Origin of the sequence: Cryobacterium sp. Sr3, from assembly GCF_004402835.1 — a bacterium.
Classification (GTDB): Bacteria; Actinomycetota; Actinomycetes; order Actinomycetales; family Microbacteriaceae; genus Cryobacterium; species Cryobacterium sandaracinum.
Genome location: NZ_SOFA01000042.1, coordinates 1 through 25,435, shown reverse-complemented (window position 1 = coordinate 25,435; position 25,435 = coordinate 1). Strand labels below are relative to the sequence as shown.

Sequence of the window (25,435 nt, the reverse complement as noted above, 5' to 3'; positions counted from 1 at the left end):
CAAGTGTGTACTTGATTGGACTGACCGGCGGGATCGCATCCGGAAAAAGCACCGTCGCGCGGCGGCTAGTGCAGCACGGGGCCGTGCACATCGACGCCGACCAACTCGCGCGGGTCGTGGTCGGGCCCGCCACCCCGGGGCTTGTCAAGATCGCGGATGCTTTCGGTGACGCGGTGCTGCTGCCCGACGGCAGCCTGAACCGGGTGGCGCTCGGCGCGGTCGTGTTCCGTGACCCGGAGGCGTTGGACCGTCTCAACGCGATCGTGCACCCCGAGGTGCGCGCGCGCTCGAACGCACTGATCCGCGAGGCGGAAGATGCCGACCGCAACGCGATCGTCGTGTACGACGTGCCGCTGCTGGTGGAGGCAGGCGTCGACCATCCTTTCGACCTCGTCGTCGTCACCCAGGCCGACGAGCCGACCCGGGTGCGCCGCATGGTGGAGCTGCGGGCGATGGATGTCGGCGAAGCGGAGCGCCGGATCCGCGCCCAGGCCAGTGACGCCGACCGTCACAGGATCGCCGACGTCGTCATCGACACGGGCGGCACTCTTGAGCAGACCCTGGAGCAGGTCGACGTGCTGTGGGACCAGGTGCGGGGTCAGGGTCAGCAGCGCATTGTCAGAGGCGCTCCGTAGACTGACGAGCATGGAACCCACGCGCTCTGTTAATCCGTTCGAGGTGGTGAGCGAGTACACGCCGAGCGGCGACCAGCCCACAGCGATCGCCGAGCTGGCCGGCCGCATCAACGCCGGAGAGACCGACATCGTGCTGCTCGGCGCCACCGGAACGGGCAAATCGGCGACCACGGCCTGGCTGATCGAACAGGTGCAGCGGCCGACCCTGGTGCTCGCCCATAACAAGACCCTCGCCGCGCAGCTCGTGAACGAATTCCGTGAGCTGATGCCCAACAATGCCGTCGAGTATTTCGTGTCGTATTACGACTACTACCAGCCCGAGGCCTATGTGCCCCAGACCGACACCTTTATCGAGAAGGACTCCTCGATCAACGCGGAGGTCGAGCGCCTACGGCACTCCACCACGAACTCCCTGCTCAGCCGGCGCGACGTCATCGTGGTCTCCACGGTCTCCTGCATTTACGGCCTCGGCACGCCCGAAGGCTACCTCGAGGCCATGGTCGCTCTCCAGGTCGGTCAACAGGTCAACCGGGACTGGCTGATCCGCAAGTTCGTTGCCATGCAGTACCAGCGCAACGACATCGACTTCTCTCGCGGCCACTTTCGGGTGCGCGGCGACACCATCGAGATCATCCCGATGTACGAAGAACTCGCCATCCGCATCGAGATGTTCGGCGACGAGATCGAGGCGCTCTACAGCCTGCATCCGCTCACCGGCGACATCGTGAGGAAGCTCGACTCCGTTGCCGTCTTCCCCGGCTCGCACTACGTGGCCAGCACGGACGTGATGGAGCGCGCCATCGGCACCATTCAGGAGGAGCTCGCCGAACGGCTTGAACAGCTGGAGCGCGAGGGCAAACTGCTCGAGGCCCAGCGCCTGCGCATGCGCACGCAGTTTGACCTGGAGATGATGGAGCAGATCGGTTTCTGCTCCGGCATCGAGAACTATTCCCGGCACATCGACCAGCGGCAACCGGGGGAGGCGCCGCATTGCCTGCTCGACTATTTTCCTGACGACTTCCTGATGGTCATCGACGAGTCCCACGTCACGGTGCCGCAGATCGGCGCCATGTACGAGGGCGACTCCTCGCGCAAGCGCACACTCGTCGATCACGGGTTCCGGCTCCCGAGCGCCCTCGACAACCGACCGCTCAAATTCGGGGAGTTCAAGGGGCGCGTCGGCCAGACCGTCTACCTCTCCGCCACCCCCGGCAAGTACGAGTTGGGCATCGCCGACGGCATCGTTGAACAGATCATCCGTCCCACCGGGCTGATCGACCCGCAGATCATCGTCAAGCCCAGTAAGGGCCAGATCGACGACCTTCTCGAGGAAATCCACAAGCGCGTCGACCGCAACGAACGCGTCTTGGTCACCACGCTCACCAAGAAGATGTCCGAGGAACTCACTGACTTCCTCACCGAGGCCGGCGTGCGGGTGCGGTACCTGCACTCGGATGTCGACACGCTCCGTCGCGTCGAACTCCTCACTGAGCTGCGGGCCGGCGTCTACGACGTCCTCGTGGGCATCAACCTGCTCCGCGAGGGGCTCGACCTGCCCGAGGTGTCGCTTGTCGCCATCCTCGACGCCGACAAGGAGGGCTTCCTCCGTTCGGCGACCTCGCTGATCCAGACCATCGGCCGCGCGGCCCGCAACGTCTCCGGCGAGGTGCATATGTACGCCGACCGGCTCACAGCCTCGATGGAGCGCGCGATCGACGAGACCGACCGCCGCCGCGAGAAGCAGGTGGCCTACAACACCCTTCACGGCATCGATCCCACCCCGCTGCGCAAACGGATCGCTGACATCACTGAGGTTCTCGCTCGGGAAGAGGCGGACACCGCCGAGCTTTTGGCCGGCCGCGACACCCGCCGCAAGGGCGTCGCGGCGACACCGCGCCGGCAGGGACTGGCCGCGAACGGCGCGAACGACCTCGAGTCGATTATCGCCGACCTGAACGGCCAGATGCTCGAGGCGGCGGGGGAGCTCAAGTTCGAGCTCGCGGCCCGGCTCCGCGACGAGGTATCCGAGCTGAAGCGCGAGCTGCGCCAGATGGAGAAGGCCGGCCACATCTGATCGGATGATTGGACTGGCTGGCTAGACTTCGAACATTTGTTCGCTCAGGGCGTGCTGATTCGCAGGGTTGGACGCGTGACGCTGCATAGAATCGAATGGTGTCAATTTCCAAGGTAGAGACCGGATCAAAACTCAACGTTCGTGGCGCCCGTGTGCACAACCTGCACAACGTGGACCTCGAGATTCCGCGCGATTCGCTCGTCGTCTTCACGGGGCTGTCCGGCTCGGGCAAGTCTTCGCTCGCGTTCGACACCATCTTCGCGGAGGGCCAGCGGCGCTACGTCGAATCGCTGTCCGCGTACGCCAGGCAGTTCCTGGGCCAGGTCGACCGACCCGACGTCGACTTCATCGAGGGCCTGAGCCCTGCCGTCTCCATCGACCAGAGATCGACCAACCGCAACCCTCGGTCGACCGTGGGCACCATCACCGAGGTCTACGACTACATGCGGCTGCTCTGGGCGCGCATCGGTGTGCCGCACTGCGCCGTCTGCGGCGAGGTCATCCAGGCACAGACCGTGCAGCAGATCGCCGACCAGCTGATGGGACTCGATGAGGGCGTCCGTTACCAGGTGCTCAGCCCGGTCGTATCCCAAAAAAAGGGCGAGTTCGTCGACCTGTTCAAGGAACTGGCAGCGGGCGGTTATTCCCGCGCCATCGTCGACGGCACCCCGATCCAGCTCAACGAGCCGCCCGTTCTGAAGAAGCAGCTCAAACACGACATCTTCGTGGTCATCGACCGTCTGGTCGCCGGCCCCGACCTGTTGAGCCGGCTCACAGACTCCCTTGAGACGGCGCTCAAGCTGACCGATGGCATCGTGCAGATCAACTACGTCGACCGGGAGGGCGACGAGGCCTGGCAAAGCTACTCGGAGAAGCTCTCCTGTCCCAACAACCACCCCGTGCAGCTCACCGAGATCGAGCCGCGCACATTCTCCTTCAACGCGCCCTTCGGCTCCTGCCCTGAGTGCTCCGGGCTCGGCACGCGCATGTCGGTCGACGCAGACCTGCTTCTCGGCGACCCCGAGCTCAGCATCGCGGACGGCGTCGTGCTGCCCTGGACCACGCAGGGCAAGGGACTGTTCCAGTACTACGAGAAGCTCCTCGACGGGCTCGCCCGAGACCTGGACTTCTCCCTCGACACCCCGTGGGGCGAACTGCCCGCCGAGGTGCAGGACGCCGTTCTGCGCGGCGACAACTTCGAGGTCAAGGTGAAGTGGAAGAACCGCTACGGCCGGGAGATGAGCTACACCTCCGGCTTCGAGGGCGTCGTGCCCTACATTGAACGTCAGTACCTGCAGGCGGAGTCCGACACCCAGCGCGCCCGCTGGGGAGAATACCTGCGCGAAGTCGACTGCCCCGTCTGCTCCGGAACCCGGCTCAAGCCCGAGGTCCTCGCCGTGCTCGTGCACGGGGCCAGCATCGCTGATGTCTGCAACCTCAGTCTCACCGACGCCCGCGATTTCATGAACAAGCTCGAGCTGACCGACCGGGAGGCCGTCATCGCCGCGCAGGTGCTGCGAGAGATCAAGGCGCGCCTGGACTTCCTGATCCGCGTCGGCCTGAACTACCTCAATCTGGCCCGGGCCGCGGCGACCCTGTCCGGCGGCGAGGCGCAGCGCATCCGTCTGGCCACCCAGATCGGGTCCGGCCTGACCGGGGTGCTGTACGTGCTCGACGAACCGAGCATCGGCCTGCACCAGCGCGACAACCGACGGCTGATCGAGACCCTGGTTACCCTGCGCGACCTCGGGAACACCCTGATCGTGGTTGAGCACGACGAAGACACCATCAAGACGGCCGACTGGGTCGTCGACATCGGTCCGGGCGCCGGCGTCAACGGCGGCCATGTCGTGCATTCCGGTTCCTACGCCGACCTGCTCACCAACACGGAGTCGCTGACCGGGGACTACCTTGCCGGCCGCAGATCCATCCCGACCCCGGCCACCAGGCGCGAGATCGACCCGGCGCGCGAAATCTCGGTTATCGGCGCGGAGGCCAACAATCTCAAGAAGGTGTCGGTCAGCTTCCCGCTCGGCACGTTCACGGCCGTGACCGGCGTCAGCGGATCGGGCAAGTCGTCTCTCGTCAACGACATCCTGTACCGGGTACTGGCCAACCGGCTCAACGGCGCCCGCAAACTCCCCGGCCGGCACACTCGCGTCACCGGGCTCGAGCAGCTCGACAAGGTCATCCACGTCGACCAGGCCCCGATCGGGCGCACGCCGCGCTCCAACCCTGCCACCTACACCGGCGTCTTCGACAAGATCCGCACCCTCTTCTCCGAGACGATCGAGGCTAAGGCGCGCGGCTACCTGCCCGGCCGGTTCAGCTTCAACGTCAAGGGCGGCCGCTGCGAAGCCTGCTCCGGCGACGGCACGATCAAAATCGAGATGAACTTCTTGCCCGACGTCTACGTTGCCTGCGAGGTCTGCGGGGGAGCGCGCTACAACCGCGACACCCTCACCGTGCACTACAAGGGCAAAAGCATCGCCGAGGTGCTGGACATGCCGATCAGCGAGGCCGCCGATTTCTTCGAGGCGATCTCGTCCATCCACCGGTTCCTGAACACCCTCGTCGAGGTCGGCCTCGGCTACGTGCGCCTCGGCCAGAGCGCCACGACGCTGTCCGGCGGCGAGGCCCAGCGCGTCAAGCTGGCCACCGAGCTGCAGCGCCGGTCCAATGGCCGCAGCGTGTACGTGCTCGACGAGCCCACGACCGGCCTGCACTTCGAAGACGTGCGCAAACTGCTGCTTGTGCTGAACAGCCTGGTCGACAAGGGCAACACCGTAATCGTGATCGAGCACAACCTCGACGTGATAAAATCCGCGGACTGGGTGATCGACCTTGGTCCCGAGGGCGGCTCCGGCGGGGGCCGCGTGCTTGCCACCGGAACCCCGGAGCACGTCGCCACCGTGAAGAAGAGCCACACGGGCGTGTTCCTGAAGGAGATCCTGGCGGCACACTGACCGCCTCAGGAACCATCATGTCCGATGCGCTGAGCTACCGCCCCAAGACGGGCGAGATCCCCACGAGTCCCGGGGTGTACCGATTTCGTGACGAAACCGGGCGGGTACTCTATGTCGGCAAGGCCAAGAACCTGCGGGCGCGGCTCGCGAACTACTTCGCCCCGCTGAGCAGCCTGCATGAGCGCACCCGGCGCATGGTCACCACGGCCAGCTCGGTTGAGTGGACGGTCGTCGGCACCGAGGTCGAGGCCCTCCAGCTGGAGTGGACCTGGATCAACGAGTTCGACCCGCCCTTCAACGTGCGGTTCAAGGACGACAAGTCCTACCCGTACCTCGCGGTGACCCTCGCCGACGAGGCGCCGCGGGCTCTCGTCACCCGCACCACCGGCATCCGCGGCGCCCGGTATTTCGGACCGTACCCGAAGGTCTGGGCCGTGCACGAGACAATCGAGCTGATGCTCAAAGCCTTCCCCATCCGCACCTGCAACAACGCCAACTACAAACGGGCCATTCAGTCCGGCAAGCCCTGCTTCGGCGGGCAGATCGGGCGGTGCTTCGGCCCCTGCTCCGGCCTGGTCTCCATCGAGGAGCACCGGGTGATCGTAAATGAGTTCGTCAGCTTCATGGGCAGCCAGGATCGCAAGCTGATCAACCAGCTGACCGCGGAGATGAAGGATGCCGCGGTGGGCCAGAACTACGAGGTCGCCGCCAAACGGCGCGACCAGGTGCGGGCGCTGAACGCCGTTCTGGAGAAGAGCGCCGTCGTGCTCCGCGACAGCGTCGACATCGACCTGTTCGCCATCGACCAGGATGAACTCGCCGCGGCGGTGCAGTTGTTCATCGTGCGGGGCGGCCGCATCCGCGGTGTGCGCGGCTGGATGGTCGACAAGGAACTGGACCTCACGACGAGCGACCTGATCGACTCGATCATGCTGACGGCCTACGGCTCCGGAGCCGTGCCTCCGCGGGAGATCGTTGTGCCGGAGTTGCCCGACGACGCCGCGGCGCTGGAAACCTGGCTGGCCGGCGTCGGCAAACGCAAGGTCCGGCTTGTCGCTGCCCAGCGGGGCGAGAAGGCCGCCCTGCTCGCCACGGCGACCCAGAACGCCAAGCATGCCTTGATGCTCTACAAGACCCGGCGGAGCTCCGACTTCGTCGCCCGGTCCAAGGCCCTCGAAGACATCCAGGAGGCGTTGGAGATGCCCTCCGCGCCGCTCAGGATGGAATGCTACGACGTCTCGCACCTGAGCGGCACCAACATCGTCGCCTCCATGGTGGTGTTCGAAGACGGGTTGCCGCGAACCGACGAGTACCGCCGGTTCAGCATCCCCGAGTCCACGGATGACACGGACTCCATCTACCGCACGCTTACCCGCCGCCTGGCCTACCTGATCCCCGACGAGGAAGCGGCGCCGGAGAGCGAGGCCGATGCCACGGTGACGCGCAAGAAGTTCCGGTACCAGCCGAACCTGCTCATCGTCGACGGCGGCCAGCCTCAGGTGGCCGCGGCGGCGCGGGCGCTGCGCGAATCCGGCGTCACCGGTATCCAGCTGTGCGGAATCGCGAAGCGGCTCGAGGAAATCTGGTTGCCGGACTCCGACTACCCGGTGATCCTGCCGCGCAACAGTGACGCCCTGTTCCTGATCCAGCGCATCCGCGACGAGGCGCACCGGTTCGCGATCATGCACCAGCGCTCGAGAAGGAAGCGGGACATCACGTCGGTGCTGAACGAGGTCCCCGGTCTCGGCCCGGCCAGAGTCAAGGTGCTCCTGCAGCATTTCGGCTCCGTCACCCGGCTCAAGGAGGCGCCGGCGGAGGCGATTGCCGACGTTCGCGGCATCGGTCCGGTGCTGGCCGAGGCGATTCATCGCCACTTGCGCGCCTGAACGGTCCGGCTGATCGGTAGGCTGGACACTTAGGTTCCACCCGATCGAAGGCGCAGTCCAGAATGACAACGGAGAACGACAGGCAGGAAATGCTTATCGTGACGGGGATGTCCGGCGCAGGCCGCTCCACCGTGGCCAACGCGCTGGAAGACCTGGGCTGGTACGTCGTCGACAACCTTCCGCCGCAGATGCTGCGCCCGCTGGCCGAACTCGTCGGCCGGGCCGGCACCAGCCTGCCGAAGATCGCTGCCGTGGTCGATATCCGCGGCCGAGACTTCTTCACCGATTTCCAGGAGATCCTGCACTCGCTGCGCAAGACGTCCCAGGTACGGGTCATTTTCCTCGAAGCCCGCGACGACGTGCTCGTGCGACGGTTCGAATCCGTGCGACGACCGCATCCGCTGCAGGGCGACGGCACGATCCTTGACGGCATCGCGGCCGAGCGCGTCAAGCTCAGCGCCGTGCGCGAGTCCTGCGACCTCGTCATCGACACCTCCGATCTCAACATCCACCAGCTGGCCACGTCGATCTCGGACCGCTTCGCCGCCGAGGACGCCGCCGGGGTGCACGTCACGCTGATGAGTTTCGGCTTCAAGTACGGCCTTCCCACCGACGTCGACATGGTCGCCGATGTGCGTTTCCTTCCCAACCCGTTCTGGGTTCCCGAACTGCGCAGCCACAACGGCCAAGACTCCGAGGTACGGGATTTTGTTCTCGCCCAGACCGGGGCGCGGGAGTTCATCTCGCACTACGCGGCGGCCCTGGAACCGGTCCTCGCGGGGTACCAGCGGGAGAACAAACGCCACGCGACCATCGCGGTCGGGTGCACGGGCGGCAAGCACCGCTCGGTCGCCATGGCCGCGGAAATCGCGGCCCTGGTCAAGGACTTCCCCGGTGTCGCGGTCAGCGTCAAGAACCGCGACCTCGGACGGGAATAACCCGGTCACGGGCGACTGCATCCAGCAGACGCCCACTCCGGCCAGAACGACTACAACTCGGCCCCACATCAGGCCAGGACGACAGAATGGACAAGCGATTGGCACTCACCGCCGACGTCAAAGACGAGCTTGCTCGCGTCGAAATTTCAAAGACCACGGTGCGTGCAGCGGAACTGGCCACCATTCTCCGCTTCTCCGGCGGACTGCACATGATTTCCGGCCGGATCGCCATCGAGTCAGAGCTCGACACCCCTCTCCTCGCCAGGAGGGTGCGCAAAGATCTCGCCGAGCTCTACGGCGTGCGCAGCGACGTGACCGTGATCCCCGCCGCCGGCCTGAGGCGCGCCAGCCACTACCTGGTGCGAGTGCTTGACGGCGGCGAAACCCTCGCGCGCCAGACCGGGCTGCTCGACGCGAGACGGCGCCCGATTCGCGGTCTGCCGAACCGGCTCACCACGGGCTCGAAGGAAGAGATCGCCGCTGTCTGGCGTGGAGCCTTCCTCGCCCACGGCTCGTTGACCGACCCGGGTCGTTCGGCGGCGCTGGAGGTCACCTGCCCCGGGAACGAATCTGCCATGGCCCTCGTGGGAGCCGCCGGCCGCCTCGGAGTCATCGCCAAGGCGCGTGAGGTACGGGGCGTGCACCGGGTCGTCATCCGCGACGGCGACGCCATCGGCGCCATGCTCGTGCAGATGGGGGCGCAGGAGACCGTGCTCAACTGGGAGGCCCTCCGCCAGCGTCGGGAAGTGCGCGCGACTGCGAACCGACTGGTCAACTTCGACGACGCGAACCTGCGCCGCTCCGCTCAGGCCGCGGTGGCCGCGTGCGCGCGCGTGCAGCGCGCCATGGAAATCCTTGACGAGGAGATCCCGGAGCACCTCCGGTATGCGGGAGAGCTGCGCCTCTCCTTCCGCGACTCCAGCCTCGACGAGCTCGGTCACCACGCGGACCCGCCCATGACGAAGGATGCCGTCGCCGGCCGCATCCGTCGCCTGCTGGCCATGGCCGACAAGAAGGCCGCCGACCTGGGCATCCCGGGCACGGACGCGAACCTCCCGGCCGACCTCGATGACGTCTGACCTGCCCGGCGTTCAGCGTTCATCCACGTTCGTCACAGCCACAGCGCATCCTGAGTAGACTGGAATGGTTGCTCACGAACGGGTGGCGGAGCGTTTCGCGCCGACAACTACAGAGGAGATGCACCTTGGCTGAATACACACTTCCGGCTCTGGCCTACGACTACTCGGCTCTTGCGCCGAGTATCAGCGGCACCATCATGGAACTCCATCACGGAAAGCACCACCAGGCCTACGTCACCGGGGCCAACACAGCCCTGGCCCAGCTGGCCGAGGCTCGCGACAGCGGCAACCTCACCTTTGTGAACAAGCTCGAGAAGGACCTCGCGTTCAACCTGGGCGGCCACGTCAACCACTCGATCTTCTGGACCAACCTGTCGCCCGATGGCGGAGACAAGCCCACTGGTGGCCTGGCTAGCGCAATCGAGGACAACTTCGGTTCCTTCGACAAGTTCCAGGCCCACTTCGCGGCCGTGGCCCTTGGCGTTCAGGGCTCCGGCTGGGCGGTTCTCGCCTGGGACTCGATCGGCCAGCGCCTGATCATTCAGCAGTTCTTCGACCAGCAGGCCAACTTTGCGGCCGGCACGATTCCGGTGCTGATGCTCGACGTCTGGGAGCACGCGTACTACCTCGACTACCGCAACGTTCGTGCGGACTATGTGAAGGCGTTCTGGAACATCGTCAACTGGGCCAACGTACAGGAACGCTTCACCATCGCACGCGAAAAGACCACCGGACTGCTGCTCCTTTCCTGAGAGGAGGGGCCCCCACGGGGGCCCGCAGCCCGTCCGATTCACCCACCACAACGCGCCTCGGCGCACAAGAATAGGAGACATTCGTGTCTGTAAAGATTGGTATTAACGGATTTGGCCGCATTGGCCGTAATTATCTTCGCGCCGTCCTGGCCCAGGGCAGCGACATCGAGATCGTCGCCGTGAACGACCTCACCGAGGCGAAGACGCTGGCTCACCTTCTTAAATATGACTCCATCACCGGTCGCCTTCCCGCCACCGTCGAGGTCGATGGAGACACCATCCTCGTCAACGGCAAGCCGATTAAGGTTCTTGCCGAGCGCGACCCCGCCAACCTGCCCTGGGCAGCCCTGGGCGTCGACATCGTGATCGAATCCACCGGACGCTTCACCAAGGCTGAGGATGCGCGCAAGCACATCACCGCCGGTGCCAAGAAGGTCATCGTTTCCGCTCCTGCCTCCGGCGAGGCGGCAACCATCGTCATGGGCGTCAATGAGGCAGACTACGACCCGGCCAAGTTCGACATCATCTCCAACGCGTCGTGCACCACGAACTGCCTCGCGCCCCTCGCGAAGGTGTTCAACGACAACTTCGGCATCAAGCACGGCCTGATGACCACGATCCACGCGTACACGGCCGACCAGAACCTGCAGGACGGCCCGCACTCTGACCTGCGTCGTGCCCGCGCGGCCGCTCTGAACATCATTCCGACCACGACCGGTGCCGCCAAGGCCCTCGGCCTGGTTCTGCCGGAGCTCAAGGGCAAGCTTGACGGCTTCGCGCTGCGCGTTCCGGTTCCCACCGGCTCCATCACCGACCTCACCGTCGTTGCCGAGCGTCCCGTCACCGTCGAGGCCATCAAGGCCGCGTACAAGGCTGCCGCCGAGGGTCCCCTCAAGGGCATCCTCATGTACACGGAAGACGAGATCGTCTCCAGTGACATCGTCACCGACCCGCACTCCTCGATCTTCGATGCCGGCCTGCTTCGCGTCATCGGCGACCAGGTCAAACTGTCCGCATGGTACGACAACGAATGGGGCTACTCCAACCGCATGGTTGACCTCACTGCGCTCGTCGCCAAGAGCCTCTAACGGAGTCCGCAGTGACGCTGCGTACTATTGATTCACTGGGGCAGCTCGGCGGAAAGCGCGTCATCGTCCGTTGTGACCTGAATGTGCCGTTGCAAGACGGTCAGATCACCGACGATGGGCGTGTCCGGGCATCCTTGCCCACCATCAAGGCCCTCATCGAGCAGGGCGCGCGAGTTGTGATCGTGTCGCACCTCGGTCGACCGAAGGGCGCACCGGAAGCCAAGTACAGCCTGGCTCCCGTTGCCGACCGTCTCGGCGAGCTCCTGGGCGCGGACGTGGCATTCGCCACGGACACGGTCGGGGCGTCGGCTCAGGCTGCCGTTGCCGCCCTCACCGACGGTGACGTGGTTGTTCTCGAGAACCTCCGCTTCAACGCGGGGGAGACCGCCAAGGACGACGCCGCGCGCGGCGCCTTCGCCACGGAGCTTTCCGCTCTGGGCGATGTGCTCGTCTCGGATGGCTTTGGCGTCGTGCACCGCAAGCAGGCCAGTGTGTACGACCTCGCCGGGATCCTTCCCAGCGCGGCCGGCCTCCTGATCGCCGCTGAGCTCGAAGTCCTGGACCGCCTCACCGAGAAGCCCGAAGCGCCGTACGCGGTCGTTCTGGGCGGCTCGAAGGTGTCCGACAAGCTCGGCGTCATCGGGCACCTGCTGCCCCGCGTCAACTCGCTGCTCATCGGCGGCGGCATGGCATACACGTTCCTCGCCGCTCAGGGCCACAAGGTGGGCGCAAGCCTGCTGGAGGCCGACCAGATCGAAACCGTTCGCGGTTACCTTCAGGAAGCGGAGCGCCTGGGCGTGCGGATCGTGCTGCCGACGGATATCGTCGTTGCCTCCAAGTTTGGGGCAGACGCCGAAGTGGCGGTCACCCCGGCCGACGCGATCGAGAGCACCACGTTCGGTGCCTCCGGTCTCGGTCTGGACATCGGACCGGAGACCGGTGCGGCGTTCGCCGACATCATCCGGTCGTCGAAGACGGTCTTCTGGAACGGCCCGATGGGCGTGTTCGAGTTGGCGCCGTTCGCGGAGGGCACCCGTGCGGTGGCCGGCGCGCTGACCGAGGTCGACGGCCTGAGTGTCGTCGGTGGTGGAGATTCGGCCGCGGCCGTGCGCATCCTCGGTTTCACCGATGACCAGTTCGGTCACATTTCTACCGGCGGCGGCGCGAGCCTCGAGTTCCTCGAGGGTAAGCGCCTGCCAGGACTGGAGGTCCTCGGATGGCAGTAAACGAACACCCACGACGCACTCCGCTGATTGCCGGAAACTGGAAGATGAACCTGGACCACCTCCAGGCCATCGCGTTCGTCCAGAAGCTCGCTTGGAATCTCAAGGATGCGAAGCACGATGTCGCAGCGGTCGAGGTCGCGGTGTTCCCACCGTTTACCGACCTCCGCTCCGTGCAGACGCTCGTCTCCGCTGACAAGCTCCCGATCGTCTTCGGCGGCCAGGACCTGTCGGCCCAGGATTCGGGCGCGTACACCGGTGAAATCTCCGGCGCGTTCCTCGCGCAGCTCGAGTGTAAGTATGTGTTGATCGGTCACTCCGAGCGCCGCACACTGCACGCCGAGACTGACGAGATCGTCTCGGCGAAGGTCACGGCAGCGCTCAAGCACAACCTGGTTCCGATCATCTGCGTCGGCGAGTCTGCCGCGGACCTGGAACTGCACGGCCCGAGCGCCGTACCGGTCGCCCAGCTGCGCGCGGCCCTGGCCGGCGTGACCAACGCGGCCGACTTCGTCGTCGCCTACGAGCCCGTCTGGGCGATCGGTTCCGGCAAGGCGGCAACGCCGGAGCAGGCCGAGCAGGTGGCGGCGCAACTGCGTCTCGTGCTCACGGAGACGCTGGGCCAGGATGTGGCCGACAAGACCCGTATCCTGTACGGCGGTTCCGTGAAGGGTTCGAATATCGCGGGCTTCATGCGCGAGCCGAACGTGGACGGCGCCCTGGTGGGCGGCGCCAGCCTGGATATCGACGAATTCTCGAGCATCGTCCGGTTCCAGCAGCACGTCGGTCTGTAACAAGACAACTGCACCACATCTGCTGTCTCAACTCGGCAGCAGGCCTCGAAGCAGCCCATCGGCCCCCAACAGGGGGTCGGTGGGCTGGTTCGTGAGTCAGGCTATGATTATCACTGATCTTGATGGGTTTTTTGGGCCCATCGCACTGTGAAAGGTTTTTGCGTGGAGATTCTCCAGGTTGTGCTGCAGGTGTTGCTCGGAATTACGAGTCTCCTGTTGACCATGCTCATTTTGCTTCACAAGGGGCGTGGTGGCGGTCTGTCCGACATGTTCGGCGGAGGTGTCACTTCCAACCTCGGTGCGTCCGGTGTGGCGGAACGCAACCTCAACCGCATCACCGTCATCCTGGGGTTGCTCTGGATTACCTGCATCGTAATCCTGGGACTCCTCACCAAGTTCGACACGGGGCTTTAGCCTCCCGTTTCACAGTTTCGACGAGCTCTAGCTCAACCGGTCAATCGGCTACAACGCCCTTTTCAAGCGGAGGAACATAATGGCATCTGGTGGCAGCGCAATCAGAGGATCCCGGGTCGGTGCCGGCCCCATGGGCGAGCAGGACCGCGGTTTTCACGCGGACCGCATCAAGGTGTCCTACTGGGACGCCCTCGGCAACGAGACCGTGCGTTACTTCGCGGCAAACCTCCCCGATGAGGAGATTCCGGTGACCATCGACTGCCCGTCGTCGGGGCTCCCGGCCGGGCGGGACAAAGAGAACCCGCCGTCGGTGGTCAAGCTTGAACCGTACAAGACGCACCTTGCCTACGTGAAGGAACGCCGCACCGAGGAAGAGGCAGAATCGCTCCTCGAAGAAGCGTTGGAGCAGTTGCGCGTGCGCCGGGGCAAGCTGTCCGCGACGAACTGACGTTTGGACGCGCACGCCTGTCGTTCACTGAGAAAGGCCCCGACTCCGGTCGGGGCCTTTCTCGGTGTGCGGGTCTGCCCGAGCGGGTGACTGTTCTAGAACGTCGACGCGGTGAGGTTCTCGGGGACCTCCGCAGCGGCCTCCCGGTCGACGAAGAAGTTCGTGTACCGGCGGCCCTTGATGCCCGCCACGGGCACTTCGTCGCGGCTGGCGCCGGCTAGGGCGAGACCGAGCGCCGATGCCTTGTCCGGCCCGGCCAGCACCATCCACACGCACCGTGAGGAGTTCAGGGCCGGTCGGCTGAGGCTGAGCCGCTCCGCCGGGGGCTTGGGAGAGTTGCGCACGGCGAGCACGCTCTTGCTATGTTCGCGGATGCCGGCCTGGTGCGGAAATAGGGAGGCGACGTGGCCGTCCGGCCCGACGCCGAGGAAGGTGATGTCGAAGCGCGGCAGGTCGGTTCCCTCGATCGAGGCGGACTCGAGCAACGCGGCGTAGCTCTCGACTGCGGTGTCGAGGTCGACTCCTTCGTCCGAGGCGGCGAAGGGGTGGATGTTCGCCTCCGGGATCTGGATGTGGTCGAGTAGGGCGGTGCGAGCCTGGCGCTCGTTGCGGTCGGGGTGCTCCTTGGGCACCCAGCGCTCGTCACCCCACCAGAACGTGACCAGGGCCCAGTCGATGGTGTCGCGGGCCGCGGAGGCGTTGACAGCTTCCAAGACCTCGATCGCGACGCTGCCGCCGGCCAGGACCACGTTGACTTCTCCCTGTTCGTGCAGGAGGTCCACGGTCGTTGTGATGAATCGGGCCGCCACCGAGGCGGCCAGGGCCGCGCGATCGGTATGCACAAGTACGCGTCGTTCGTTGGTCACGGTCGTCCTTCGTTGTGTTCTGCGACCACATCGTCAAGGTGCGGTAGGCCGCGCGTGATGACCTCACCATACAGCTCATCGGGGTCGAGGCGGCGCAGCTCGTCGCTGAGGCAGTCCCGCAGGCTCCGCCGCTTGAGGGTGAGGTCCTGAACGGGCTGGCCGGGCTGGGTGAGTCTGGCGATGTCGGGCACTTCTCGTTCGAGCGAGATGAGCCCGGCGGAGCGCGTCAGGTGCACACTCCGGATGCCGTGGGACAGCGGCCCCGTAGTGAACTCGTAGTCCACCGAGACCTGCAGCTGCAGAGCGAGCCAGGCGGCGAGGAGTGTCGTGGACGGCGAATCCGCGGCACCGGTCACCTGCACGGCGGTCACAGGCAGGTAGGGCGGCTGGTCGAGGACCGCCGCCAGCTGGGCGCGCCAGAGGGTGAGGCGGGTCCAGGCGAAGTCCGTGTCGCCGGGACGGTATGAACCGCAGAGGTGATGAAGCGCGGCCTGCGGGTCGGGCTGCGCGGAAGCATCCGTGATGCGCCGGTGGGCGATGCGCCCGAGGGGCGAATCCGCTGGCACAGTGGGCGCCACACCGGGCCACCAGGCCACGACGGGGGCGTCGGGCAGGAGCAGACCGGTGACCAGGCTTTCCGGGTCGCTGGCGGCCTCACCGTAGGCGCGCAGCACGATGACCTCGCTGGCGCCCGCGTCCCCGCCGACACGGATTTCCGCGTCGACGCGGGGGGCGAGTGGGGAGGCCGTGTCATCCTGGTCCATCGTCGACAGCACGATCACGCGCATAGGGTGTTCCCTGGACGCGTCGTTCGCGGCCTCGATGGCCTCCTCCTCGCGGCCCATGGTGGACGCGATGATGAGCGTAAGCACGCGGCCGAGGGCCACCGCGCCGCCTTCTTCGCGGATGCGCACCAGGGCCTTGGAGATCTTGGAGGTGGTCGTGTTGGGCAGATCGACGATCATGGGCGTCTCCAATGTCGGCCGTCGCGGGACAGCAGTTCGTCGGCCGAGACCGGACCCCAGGTTCCCGGCCGGTATTGCTCGGGCTGGCCCTGCTTCGCCCAGAACTCCTCGATCGGGTCGAGGATCTTCCACGACAGCTCGACCTCCTCGTGCCGGGGAAAGAGCGGCGGGTCGCCCAGGAGCACGTCGAGGATGAGCCGCTCATAGGCCTCGGGGCTGGCCTCGGTGAAGGCGTGGCCGTAGCCGAAGTCCATCGTCACGTCGCGCACCTGCATGCCGGCACCGGGCACCTTGGAACCGAAACGGATGGTGACGCCTTCGTCGGGCTGCACCCGGATGACCAGGGCGTTCTCGCCCAACGGTGCGGAGTTTCCCTTGCCGAAGAGGTGCTGGGGGGCTCGTTTGAACACCACGGCGATCTCGGTGACCCGGCGGCCCAGACGCTTGCCCGCACGCAGGTAGAAGGGCACCCCTGACCACCGGCGGTTCTCAATGGTCAGCCGCAGCGCGGCATACGTTTCGGTGAGGGATTCGGGGTCCATCCCGTCCTCGTCCAGAAACCCCACGACCTTCTCGCCGCCCTGCCAACCGCCGGCATACTGGCCGCGGGCCGTGCCACGGGCGAGGTCGTCGGGAAGCCGGACGGAGGCGAGAACCTTCTCTTTCTCCGTGCGCAGGTCGGCAGCGTCGAAGGAGATTGGTTCCTCCATGGCGGTTAGCGCTAGAAGCTGCAGCAGGTGGTTCTGGATGACGTCCCGGGCTGCGCCGATGCCGTCGTAGTAGCCGGCCCGACCGCCCACGCCGATGTCCTCGGCCATGGTGATCTGCACGTGGTCGACGTAGTTGGCGTTCCAGATCGGTTCGTACAACTGGTTCGCGAAGCGGAGGGCCAGAATGTTTTGCACCGTCTCCTTGCCCAGGTAATGGTCGATGCGGAAGACCGAGTCGGGCGGGAAGACCGACTCGACCACGGCGTTGAGTTCGCGCGCGGTCCGCAGGTCACTGCCGAACGGCTTCTCGATCACGACCCGCCGCCACTGCCCGTCCGTCTGATCGGCCAGGCCCGAGCGGCGCAGCTGCTCCGTGACCTGCGGGAATGCCTTCGGCGGGATCGACAGGTAGAACGCATGGTTGCCCATCGTCCCGCGCTCCCGATCGAGTTGCGCGATGGTGTCCTTGAGCAGTTGGAACGACGCGGCGTCGTCGAACGACCCCGGCACGAAACGGATGCCCTCGGCCAGCTGAGTCCAGACGTCCTCGTTGAACTCGGTGCGCGCGTACTCCTTGACCGAGTCGTGCACGACTTTCATGAAGTCCTCGTTGGTCCAGTCGCGGCGTGCGAATCCGACGAGCGCGAAACCCGGCGGAAGCAGGCCGCGGTTGGCGAGGTCATAGACGGCCGGCATGAGTTTCTTCCGCGACAGGTCACCGGTGACGCCGAAGATCACCAAGCTGCTGGGCCCGGCGATGCGATTCAGACGGTAGTCGTTTGGTGAACGCAGTGGATTGAACTCCGGGGTGATTTCCACCGGGGACATGCAGCTCCTTCGAGGTGTGGCGTTCGAGCACGTTGTTCGGCGCCGGCCCGCGGGCCGGCGCCGAACGGGTTAGCGCAGTGCGTCGAACAGGGTGGCGATGTTCATGGCCGGGTCGGTCAGCGTCAGCGTCAGTACGGGGCGACCGTGGTCCGCCAGCACGCTGGCGTCACCGCTGGCTTGGGCCAGGATTAGTTCCCCGAACGTGAAGGGGCGCTCCGGGATGTCGAGGTCGACGTCCGGGGTGGTGAGGATCTGCAGGAACACTCCGGTGGCCGGTCCGCCCTTGTGCAGCTGGCCGGTGGAGTGCAGGAACCGCGGTCCCCAGCCGAACGTGACCGGGCGCTTGGCCAGTGCGGCCAGCAGATCACGGATTTCGGCGAGCTGGGGCAGTTCCAGCCGGTTGACGTAGGCCTGCACGGAGATGTAGCCGTCCGTGCCCAGCTCCTCGATCAGGGCATCGATAGCGGAGGGCAGGTCGCTGGCGGCGCCGATCACGTGCGCGGTGCCGCGGATCTCGATTCCGTCCGTGATGAACGCGGCGGGGACCGGTTCGGGACGGGCGTCGAGGAGACCGCGGGTCGCGTTTTTGGCGGCCTCGACATCCGGCTGGTCGAACGGGTTGATGCCCAGCAAGCGGCCGGCGACGGCGGTGGCATACTCCCAGACGAGGAACTGCGCGCCGAGGGTGCCGCTGATCCGGATCTCGTCGTGTCCGCCGTTATCGGAGAACACGTCGCGGCCGGCGTCGGAGACCAGGCGAACAACCTGCAGGTCAGGCAGGTCCAGGGTCAGCTCGGGGGCATCCAGGTCGAGCACGACGGGAAGGATGCCGATGCCCTGTTTGCCGGTGGATTCGGCGATCAGCTGTTCGGCCCAGTCGGCGAAACCGACGATGTGGGTGCCATCCTCGACGATTGCGAGCTTGTCGCGGCGCGGGGTGGTCGCGGCGATGGCCGCACCCAGGATGAGCCCCGGGTTCTCGGCGGTGTCCACGGCAAGGGAAATTGAAACGGCCTCGGCCTCGTGGAGCAGCTCGGCGATGTCCACGCCGGCAAGGCCGGACGGAACGAGTCCGAACGCAGTCAACACCGAGAAACGTCCACCGACCGTGGGGTCCGCGTTGAAGACGCGGTAGCCCACGGAACGGGCATCCGCGTCGAGGGGGGAGCCAGGGTCGGTCACGATGATGATGCGCTCGACCGGGTCGATGCCGGCCTCGCGGAAGGCGCGCTCGAAGACACGGCGCTGACTGTCGGTCTCGACCGTGGAGCCGGACTTCGACGACACCACGAGCGCGGTGGCGGCCAGGTTCTCGCCGAGGGCCGCGAGGACCTGACCGGGGTCGGTGGAGTCGAGCACGGTGAGGTTCACGCCGGCGGTGCGGGTGATGACCTCGGGGGCCAACGACGAGCCACCCATGCCGGTGAGGGCGATACGGGTGACTCCGCCGGCCCGCAGGGAGTCGCGCAGGGCAAGGATCTCCGCGACCAGCGGACGGGAATCCGTAACGGACTCGGTCCAGCCGAGTCGCTTCGCGGCTTCGGCTTCGGCTTCGGGGCCCCAGAGGGCCGGGTCAAGGGCGGTGATCCCGGATGCGACGAGGTCGGCCACCAGGGTCGGGACGGTGGTGCGAACGGCCTCGGCCGCCGCGCCGCTCACGGAGATGTGGAAGCTCACAGTGCGGCCCCGTTCTTGGTCGTCGTGGCGGTCTCGAGGGCAGCGGTCACGGTCTCGAGGAGTTCATTCCACGAGACGATGAACTTGGCCACGCCTTCGGCCTCGAGTACCTGGGTGACGTCGTTGTACGAGACACCCTCGTTCGCGAGTGCGTCGAGAACCAGGTTGGCTTCGTCGTACGCGCCGGTGATGGAGTTCGCGGGGATGACGCCGTGGTCGAGTGTGGCCTCGAGGGTCTTCTCCGGCATGGTGTTGACGACCTCGGGCGCGACCAGGTTGGTCACATACAGGGTGTCGGGGAGGCTGGGGTCCTTGACGCCGGTGGAGGCCCAGAGGGGGCGTTGCTTGTTGGCTCCGGCGCTGATCAAGCCGCGGGCGCGTTCGGTGGAGAAGGCTTCCTCGTAGACCTGATAGGCGAGCTGGGCGTTCGCGACGCCGGCCTTGCTCTTGAGCGCAAGCGCGGCTGTCGTCCCGATGACCTCAAGGCGGGTGTTGATCTCGGTGTCGACCCGCGAGACGAAGAACGACGCAACGGAGTGGATCACGCTGAGGTCGAGGCCGGCCGCCTTGGCCTTCTCCAGGCCGGACAGGTACGCGTTGATGACCTGGCGGTGACGTTCGAGGCTGAAGATCAGGGTGACGTTGACGCTGATGCCGAGGGCGATCGTCGCGGTGATCGCCTCGAGACCTTCCACCGTTGCGGGGATCTTAATCATGGCGTTGGGTCGATTGACCTTCGCCCACAGTTCCTGGGCCTGCGTGACCGTGCCGGCCGCGTCGTGGGCCAGCCCGGGCTCGACCTCGATCGACACGCGCCCGTCGACGCCGCGGGTGCGATCGTAAACCGGGCGGAAGATATCGCTGGCCGCGGTCACATCGTCGGTGGTGATCTCGAACACGGCGTCGTGCACGCTGGTGCCGGCGGCGGCAAGAGCGGCCACCTGCTCCGCGTACGCCTCGCCCTTGCTGAGGGCGCCGGCGAAGATCGTCGGGTTGGTGGTCACGCCGACGATGTTCTTCGTGTCGATCAGGTTCGCCAGGCCGCCGGAAGCGATGCGTTCCCGGGACAGGTCGTCCAGCCAAATGCTGACGCCGGCCAATGACAGCTCGGCTAGGGGAGTGTTCTCAGTCATATTTCGTATCTCCTTGGAATGCAGGGTATTCAGGTGTGTGGTGTCGCGGCGCAGCGGGTTCAGTGCGCGGCGAGAGATTCCTTGGCGGCGGCGACGACGGCATCCGTCGTGATGCCGAATTCACGGAACAGGGTCTTGTAATCGGCCGACGCACCGAAGTGCTCGATCGAGACGCTGCGGCCACGGTCGCCGACGTACTTGTCCCAGGTCAACGCTATGCCCGCCTCGACGGATACCCGGGCGGTGATCGATGCGGGCAGGACAGCCTCGCGGTACTCGGCGCTCTGCTCCCGGAACCATTCGAGGCTGGGGGCCGACACGACGCGCGCGCTGATGCCTTCGGCCTGGAGCTGCTCGCGGGCCGCCAGGGCCAGCTGCACCTCGGAGCCGGTGCCGATCAGGATCACATCAGGTGTGCCGCCCGCAGCCTCAGCGAGCACGTAGGCGCCCCGGGCCACGTTTCGGGCGGATGCGAGCACGTCGCCGGTGGCGTCGCCCTCGCCGCGCTCGAACACGGGAATGTTCTGGCGGGTCAGCACGATGCCGGCCGGTCCCTGGCGGCGCTCGAGGATCGTCTTCCACGCCCAGGACACCTCGTTGGCGTCGCCGGGGCGCACCACATCGAGTCCGGGGATGGCGCGCAGGGTCGCGAGCTGCTCGATCGGCTGGTGGGTGGGGCCGTCTTCGCCGAGGGCGACGGAGTCGTGGGTCCAGACGAAGATCGAGGGGGCCTGCATCAGCGCGGCCAGGCGGATGGCCGGTCGCATGTAGTCGCTGAAGATCAGGAAGGTGCCGCCGAAGGGGCGGGTGTTCCCATGCAGCACGATGCCGTTCAGGATGGCGGCCATGGCGTGTTCGCGAATGCCGAAGTGCAGCACGCGGCCGTAGGGGTTGCCGGTCCATTCATTGGTGGAGTGCTCGCTCGGAATGAAGGAGGCAGCACCGCCGATGGTGGTGTTGTTCGATTCTGCGAGGTCGGCGGAGCCACCCCACAGCTCGGGGATGACCTTGCCGAGCGCGGTGAGGACCTTGCCGGACGCGGCACGGGTCGATACCTCCGTGCCGGCGGGGAAGACGGGCAGGGCCGCCTCGACGCCGTCGGGCAGGTCGCCGGAGAGCACCCGATCGAGTAGGTTCTTGCGCTCAGGGTTGGCGGTCGCCCAGGCCTCGAACTCGACGTTCCAGGCGGAGTGGGCGACGGCCCCGCGGTCCACGGCCTGTCGGGTGTGCGCGATGACCTCGTCGGCGACCTCGAAGGCCTGCGCGGGGTCGAAACCGAGGACCGTTTTGACGGCGGCCAGCTCCTCGGCACCGAGCGCCGAGCCGTGGATCTTGCCCGTGTTCTGCTTCTTCGGGCTGGGCCAGCCGATGATGGTCTTCAGGATGATCAGCGACGGCTTGTCGGTGACTGCCTGGGCCGCCTCGATCGCGTCGTGGAGTGCGGCGATGTCCTCGACGTAGGCGCCGGTCTGCTTCCAGTCGACTGTCTGCACGTGCCAGTCGTAGGCCGAATAGCGGGCCGCGACATCCTCGGTGAAGGCGATGTTGGTGTCGTCCTCGATGGAGATCTGGTTGCTGTCGTAGATCGCGATCAGGTTGCCGAGCTGCTGGTGGCCGGCGAGGGAGGAGGCCTCGCTCGTGATGCCTTCCTGCAGGTCGCCGTCGCCGACGATCACGTACACGAAGTGATCGAACGGGCTCGTGCCGACCGACGCCTCCGGGTCGAACAGTCCGCGCTCGAAGCGGGAGGCGTAGGCGAAGCCGACGGCGGAGGCCAGACCCTGGCCCAGAGGACCGGTCGTGATCTCGACCCCGTCGGTGTGGCCGTACTCCGGGTGCCCGGGCGTCTTGGAACCCCAGGTGCGCAGAGCCTTCAGATCTTCGAGCTCGAGTCCGTAGCCACCGAGGTACAACTGCACGTACTGGGTGAGCGAGCTGTGGCCGACCGAGAGAATGAAACGGTCCCGACCGATCCACTCGTTGTCGGACGGGTCACGCCGCATCACCTTCTGGAACAGGAGGTAGGCCGCGGGAGCGAGGCTCATGGCGGTACCGGGATGCCCGTTCCCGACCTTCTCCACGGCATCGGCCGCGAGGAGGCGCGCGGTGTCGACCGCCTTGCTGTCAATTGAATCCCACTGCAGTGCTGCCACTTGGTATTGACCCTTCTGAAGACAGGGGAGAAGGTTGCTGAGAACCCGCACCCGCTATTGTGCGCGCCCGAGGACATCAGCGTCATCACGGTGTCGCAGCAGATGCCCGGTTCCGGTGGATCAGCATGCATGCACCGAGATTGGCGAGCACCCCCAGTATAGGCAACGCCGGTTCGGACCCGTGATGTGTCGTCTCGTCACGCACCCCGGGCGGCCCGTCGACGGTTTCGGTTCCGACAGTTCGCCTAGAATCACAGTCACTGTCACCAGCGTTGGAGGAGCTTTGCCCGGAGCCGCCGAAACCCACATCCTGAGCGCCCCACGCACGCTCCGGCGCACGGCAGGGGCCTACCTCTCGCTGACCAAGCCGCGGGTCGTGGAACTGCTCCTGGTGGTTACCGCTCCCACGATGATCCTGGCCGAACAGGGCATCCCGAGCCTGTGGCTGGTCGTGGCAACCCTGATCGGCGGTTCGCTTAGCGCCGGCTCTGCCGGGGCGTTCAACTGCTACATCGACCGGGACATCGACCGGCTGATGAAGCGTACCCAGAATCGCCCGCTCGTCACGGGGGAACTCACCGACCGGCAGGCCCTGGTGTTCGCCTGGCTGGTCGGTCTGGCATCGATTCTCTGGCTGCTGGCCTTCACGAACTGGCTCGCCGCGGCCCTGTCGCTGGGCGCCATCCTGCTCTATGTCGTCTTCTACACGATGGTTCTGAAACGCCGCACGGCCCAGAACATCGTCTGGGGCGGCATCGCGGGCTGCATGCCCGTGCTCATCGGCTGGGCCGCCGTGACCGGCGACCTGTCATGGCCGCCCTTCGTCCTGTTCCTGATCATCTTCCTGTGGACGCCGCCGCACTACTGGCCGCTTTCCATGAAATACCGTGACGACTATCAGGCCGCCGGGGTGCCGATGCTCGCCGTCGTGCGCGGCCGCAGCCAGGTGGGCCTACAGGTCATCCTGTACGCCTGGGCGACCGTCGCCTGCTCGCTCCTGCTCGTACCGATCGCGGACATGGGCCTGCTGTACCTTTTTGTGGCCCTGGTGACCGGCGCCTGGTTCATCTCCGAGACGCACCGGCTGTACGGCCTGGCGATCCGTCACGTGGAGGTGTCGCCGATGCGCCTCTTCCACGGTTCGATCGCCTATCTCACCCTGTTGTTCCTGGCCGTCGGAGTTGATCCGCTGCTCCCGTTCTAGCCCGCAGCTCGCGTTCGACACCGGGCACGGCGTTCGGGCCGTGATGATCACAACTAAACGACGAGGACTTACGTCGCTACCGGCGACCGACCAAGTCGGGGGTGGTCGCTCTGGGGGACACCCGCACGTCCACCGGTTTGCTGAGGTTCAGGACGAGCGCGGTCAGGATGGCCACGAGCACGCAGGAGAGCACCATGTGGATGCCGACCAACCCGGCAGGGAGCCCCGTGTTGGACTGGATCAGGCCGACGCCGACCTGCATGGCCTCGACGAGCAGAAGGAGAAGGGCCCAGCCCTGCGTCGGCAGAGCGCGCGAGAAGGCCACGACGAGGAGAACCACGGTGAGGGCAACGGTGACGTAGGCCGGCCAGCTGTGCACGTGCTGCAGGATTTCGGGGTCAAGGCCCGTGCGGGGAGCATCCGCGTCCCCGGCGTGCGGGCCCGAGCCGGTGGTGAGAATGCCGACGAGGATCGTGACGAACACGACCGCGCTCGTGGCATACGCCAGCGTCCGATACCAGACCGGAACCGCGAGGGTGCGCCGCACCCGGCCGGTGTAGACCCGGTGCACGAAGACGGTGCACAGCAGGACCAGGATCACGGAGATCACGAAGTGGATGCCGACCACATAGGGGTTCAGCTGGGCAAGAACGCTGATGCCGCCGATAACGGCCTGCGCGGGGATGCCCAACCCCGCGAGCAGGGCGACCCAGAACAGGTCGGGGCGTTCCTTGCGGAGGCGCACCACGGCGAGGAAGGCCGCGATCGCGACCAGGCCGAGGGCAACTCCGAGCAGGCGATTGCCGAATTCGATGTAGCCGTGGATGCCCATCTCGGGCGTGTTGACCACTGAGTCCGCGGTGCACTTGGGCCAGGTGGGGCAACCGAGGCCCGAGCTGGTCAGGCGCACCAGGCCTCCCGTCCCGACCAGCAGAATCTGGGCGGCGAGGTAGATCCACGCGATCACACGCACACGCCTGTCAATCCTGGTCGGCAACCACGCCGTAATTCGATTCACCGGTTCTGCTCCCTCTTCGATGACCACATGTGAAAACGCCGGATCGCACTGCTGAACCCGTCGCCAGCCTGTAGAATTAAGTTTTTCATGGGCGGGAACGTTGCGGTTGCCACAACCGCAGCGCGCGTCGTCCTTAAACATCTTAGGTACGCAACGTAGCCGCCCACACAACCGATCCCTGACTGGGTCTCCGCTGGAGGCCATTCTGGGAACGACCGGACTAATATCCGGGTTGCNGACCGGACTAATATCCGGGTTGCCGGGGTGGCAGAAGAGGTAAATATGTCTGACGTCCTTCTTGACCGCCCCGAACTTGCGGGGCTCGGTGTCTACGAGTTCGGGTGGTCCGACTCCGATGCTGCTGGTGCCTCCGCCCGCCGCGGGATCTCGCCGGAGGTGGTGACCGATATCTCCAATCTCAAGGGCGAGCCTGAGTGGATGCTGCAGCGTCGCCTCAAGGCCCTCGAGTTGTTTGAGCGCAAGCCGATGCCGACTTGGGGTGCTGACCTGTCGGGCATCGATTTCGACAACATCAAGTACTTCGTGCGTTCCACGGAGAAGCAGGCCCAGACTTGGGACGACCT

General features: G+C 66.0%; 20 protein-coding genes and 1 pseudogene. 14 read left to right on the top strand and 7 right to left on the bottom strand.

The window, feature by feature from the left end; translation table 11 throughout:
• Window positions 1–5: 5 nt before the first annotated feature.
• From coaE to E3N94_RS13770, 12 genes are all read left to right on the top strand, one after another.
• Complete coding sequence (gene coaE, locus E3N94_RS13825) at window positions 6–635, top strand: dephospho-CoA kinase (RefSeq protein ID WP_104100572.1); 630 nt, start codon at window positions 6–8, stop codon at window positions 633–635.
• A gap of 10 nt (window positions 636–645) precedes the next feature.
• Window positions 646–2,709 (top strand): excinuclease ABC subunit UvrB, encoded by a 2,064-nt coding sequence (gene uvrB, locus E3N94_RS13820; RefSeq protein ID WP_134342446.1) that lies wholly within the window; start codon window positions 646–648, stop codon window positions 2,707–2,709.
• A 98-nt stretch (window positions 2,710–2,807) separates the two neighbouring features.
• Window positions 2,808–5,675 carry an excinuclease ABC subunit UvrA gene (gene uvrA / locus E3N94_RS13815; protein WP_233191356.1) on the top strand — a complete coding sequence of 956 codons (2,868 nt, stop codon included), beginning with the start codon at window positions 2,808–2,810 and terminating at the stop codon, window positions 5,673–5,675.
• Window positions 5,676–5,692: 17 nt separating this feature from the next.
• Window positions 5,693–7,561, top strand: a complete 1,869-nt coding sequence (uvrC, locus tag E3N94_RS13810; RefSeq protein WP_104100548.1) for an excinuclease ABC subunit UvrC — start codon at window positions 5,693–5,695, stop codon at window positions 7,559–7,561.
• Between the two features lie 62 nt (window positions 7,562–7,623).
• Complete coding sequence (rapZ, locus tag E3N94_RS13805) at window positions 7,624–8,499, top strand: RNase adapter RapZ (protein ID WP_104100549.1); 876 nt, start codon at window positions 7,624–7,626, stop codon at window positions 8,497–8,499.
• A gap of 98 nt (window positions 8,500–8,597) precedes the next feature.
• Window positions 8,598–9,578 (top strand): DNA-binding protein WhiA, encoded by a 981-nt coding sequence (gene whiA, locus E3N94_RS13800; protein WP_134570448.1) that lies wholly within the window; start codon window positions 8,598–8,600, stop codon window positions 9,576–9,578.
• A gap of 125 nt (window positions 9,579–9,703) precedes the next feature.
• A complete protein-coding gene (locus E3N94_RS13795; RefSeq protein ID WP_134570424.1) occupies window positions 9,704–10,330 on the top strand; it encodes a superoxide dismutase in 627 nt (208 codons plus the stop codon).
• Window positions 10,331–10,413: 83 nt separating this feature from the next.
• Window positions 10,414–11,418, top strand: a complete 1,005-nt coding sequence (gap, locus tag E3N94_RS13790) for a type I glyceraldehyde-3-phosphate dehydrogenase (RefSeq protein WP_104100552.1) — start codon at window positions 10,414–10,416, stop codon at window positions 11,416–11,418.
• A gap of 11 nt (window positions 11,419–11,429) precedes the next feature.
• Window positions 11,430–12,644, top strand: coding sequence for a phosphoglycerate kinase (locus tag E3N94_RS13785; RefSeq protein WP_134420583.1), 1,215 nt, complete (start codon window positions 11,430–11,432; stop codon window positions 12,642–12,644).
• Window positions 12,635–13,435, top strand: a complete 801-nt coding sequence (gene tpiA, locus E3N94_RS13780; RefSeq protein ID WP_104100554.1) for a triose-phosphate isomerase — start codon at window positions 12,635–12,637, stop codon at window positions 13,433–13,435. Before E3N94_RS13785 ends, tpiA begins: the two co-directional genes overlap by 10 nt.
• Before the next feature lie 162 nt (window positions 13,436–13,597).
• A complete protein-coding gene (gene secG, locus E3N94_RS13775; protein WP_104100555.1) occupies window positions 13,598–13,849 on the top strand; it encodes a preprotein translocase subunit SecG in 252 nt (83 codons plus the stop codon).
• A gap of 79 nt (window positions 13,850–13,928) precedes the next feature.
• Window positions 13,929–14,297: an RNA polymerase-binding protein RbpA gene (locus E3N94_RS13770; RefSeq protein ID WP_104100556.1), complete on the top strand. Its 369-nt coding sequence runs from the start codon at window positions 13,929–13,931 to the stop codon at window positions 14,295–14,297.
• Between the two features lie 95 nt (window positions 14,298–14,392).
• Here the strand turns inward: E3N94_RS13770 and pgl are convergent, their stop codons facing one another.
• The 6 genes from pgl to tkt form a co-directional block, all read right to left on the bottom strand.
• Window positions 14,393–15,163, bottom strand: a complete 771-nt coding sequence (gene pgl / locus E3N94_RS13765; protein ID WP_104100557.1) for a 6-phosphogluconolactonase — start codon at window positions 15,161–15,163, stop codon at window positions 14,393–14,395.
• The gene (locus E3N94_RS13760; RefSeq protein ID WP_104100558.1) at window positions 15,160–16,128 is read right to left on the bottom strand and encodes a glucose-6-phosphate dehydrogenase assembly protein OpcA; all 969 of its coding nucleotides are present in this window, start codon (window positions 16,126–16,128) and stop codon (window positions 15,160–15,162) included. The genes pgl and E3N94_RS13760 overlap by 4 nt, the downstream gene beginning before the upstream one ends.
• Window positions 16,125–17,666, bottom strand: coding sequence for a glucose-6-phosphate dehydrogenase (gene zwf, locus E3N94_RS13755; RefSeq protein WP_134401180.1), 1,542 nt, complete (start codon window positions 17,664–17,666; stop codon window positions 16,125–16,127). Before zwf ends, E3N94_RS13760 begins: the two co-directional genes overlap by 4 nt.
• Before the next feature lie 69 nt (window positions 17,667–17,735).
• Complete coding sequence (locus E3N94_RS13750; RefSeq protein WP_134570423.1) at window positions 17,736–19,343, bottom strand: glucose-6-phosphate isomerase; 1,608 nt, start codon at window positions 19,341–19,343, stop codon at window positions 17,736–17,738.
• The gene (tal, locus tag E3N94_RS13745) at window positions 19,340–20,476 is read right to left on the bottom strand and encodes a transaldolase (RefSeq protein ID WP_134371579.1); all 1,137 of its coding nucleotides are present in this window, start codon (window positions 20,474–20,476) and stop codon (window positions 19,340–19,342) included. The genes E3N94_RS13750 and tal overlap by 4 nt, the downstream gene beginning before the upstream one ends.
• 59 nt (window positions 20,477–20,535) lie before the next feature.
• Window positions 20,536–22,629, bottom strand: coding sequence for a transketolase (gene tkt / locus E3N94_RS13740; RefSeq protein ID WP_134371581.1), 2,094 nt, complete (start codon window positions 22,627–22,629; stop codon window positions 20,536–20,538).
• Between the two features lie 307 nt (window positions 22,630–22,936).
• Between tkt and E3N94_RS13735 the strand changes: the two genes are divergently transcribed.
• Window positions 22,937–23,833 (top strand): heme o synthase, encoded by an 897-nt coding sequence (locus E3N94_RS13735; protein ID WP_241976774.1) that lies wholly within the window; start codon window positions 22,937–22,939, stop codon window positions 23,831–23,833.
• Window positions 23,834–23,909: 76 nt separating this feature from the next.
• On the opposite strand, the gene E3N94_RS13730 is transcribed toward E3N94_RS13735, so the two are convergent.
• On the bottom strand, window positions 23,910–24,800 hold the full coding sequence (locus E3N94_RS13730) for a COX15/CtaA family protein (protein WP_241972974.1): 891 nt from the start codon (window positions 24,798–24,800) through the stop codon (window positions 23,910–23,912).
• A gap of 333 nt (window positions 24,801–25,133) precedes the next feature.
• Here E3N94_RS13730 and E3N94_RS13725 point away from each other — a divergent pair.
• A pseudogene (locus E3N94_RS13725) lies at window positions 25,134–25,435 on the top strand (Fe-S cluster assembly protein SufB); the annotation flags it as partial.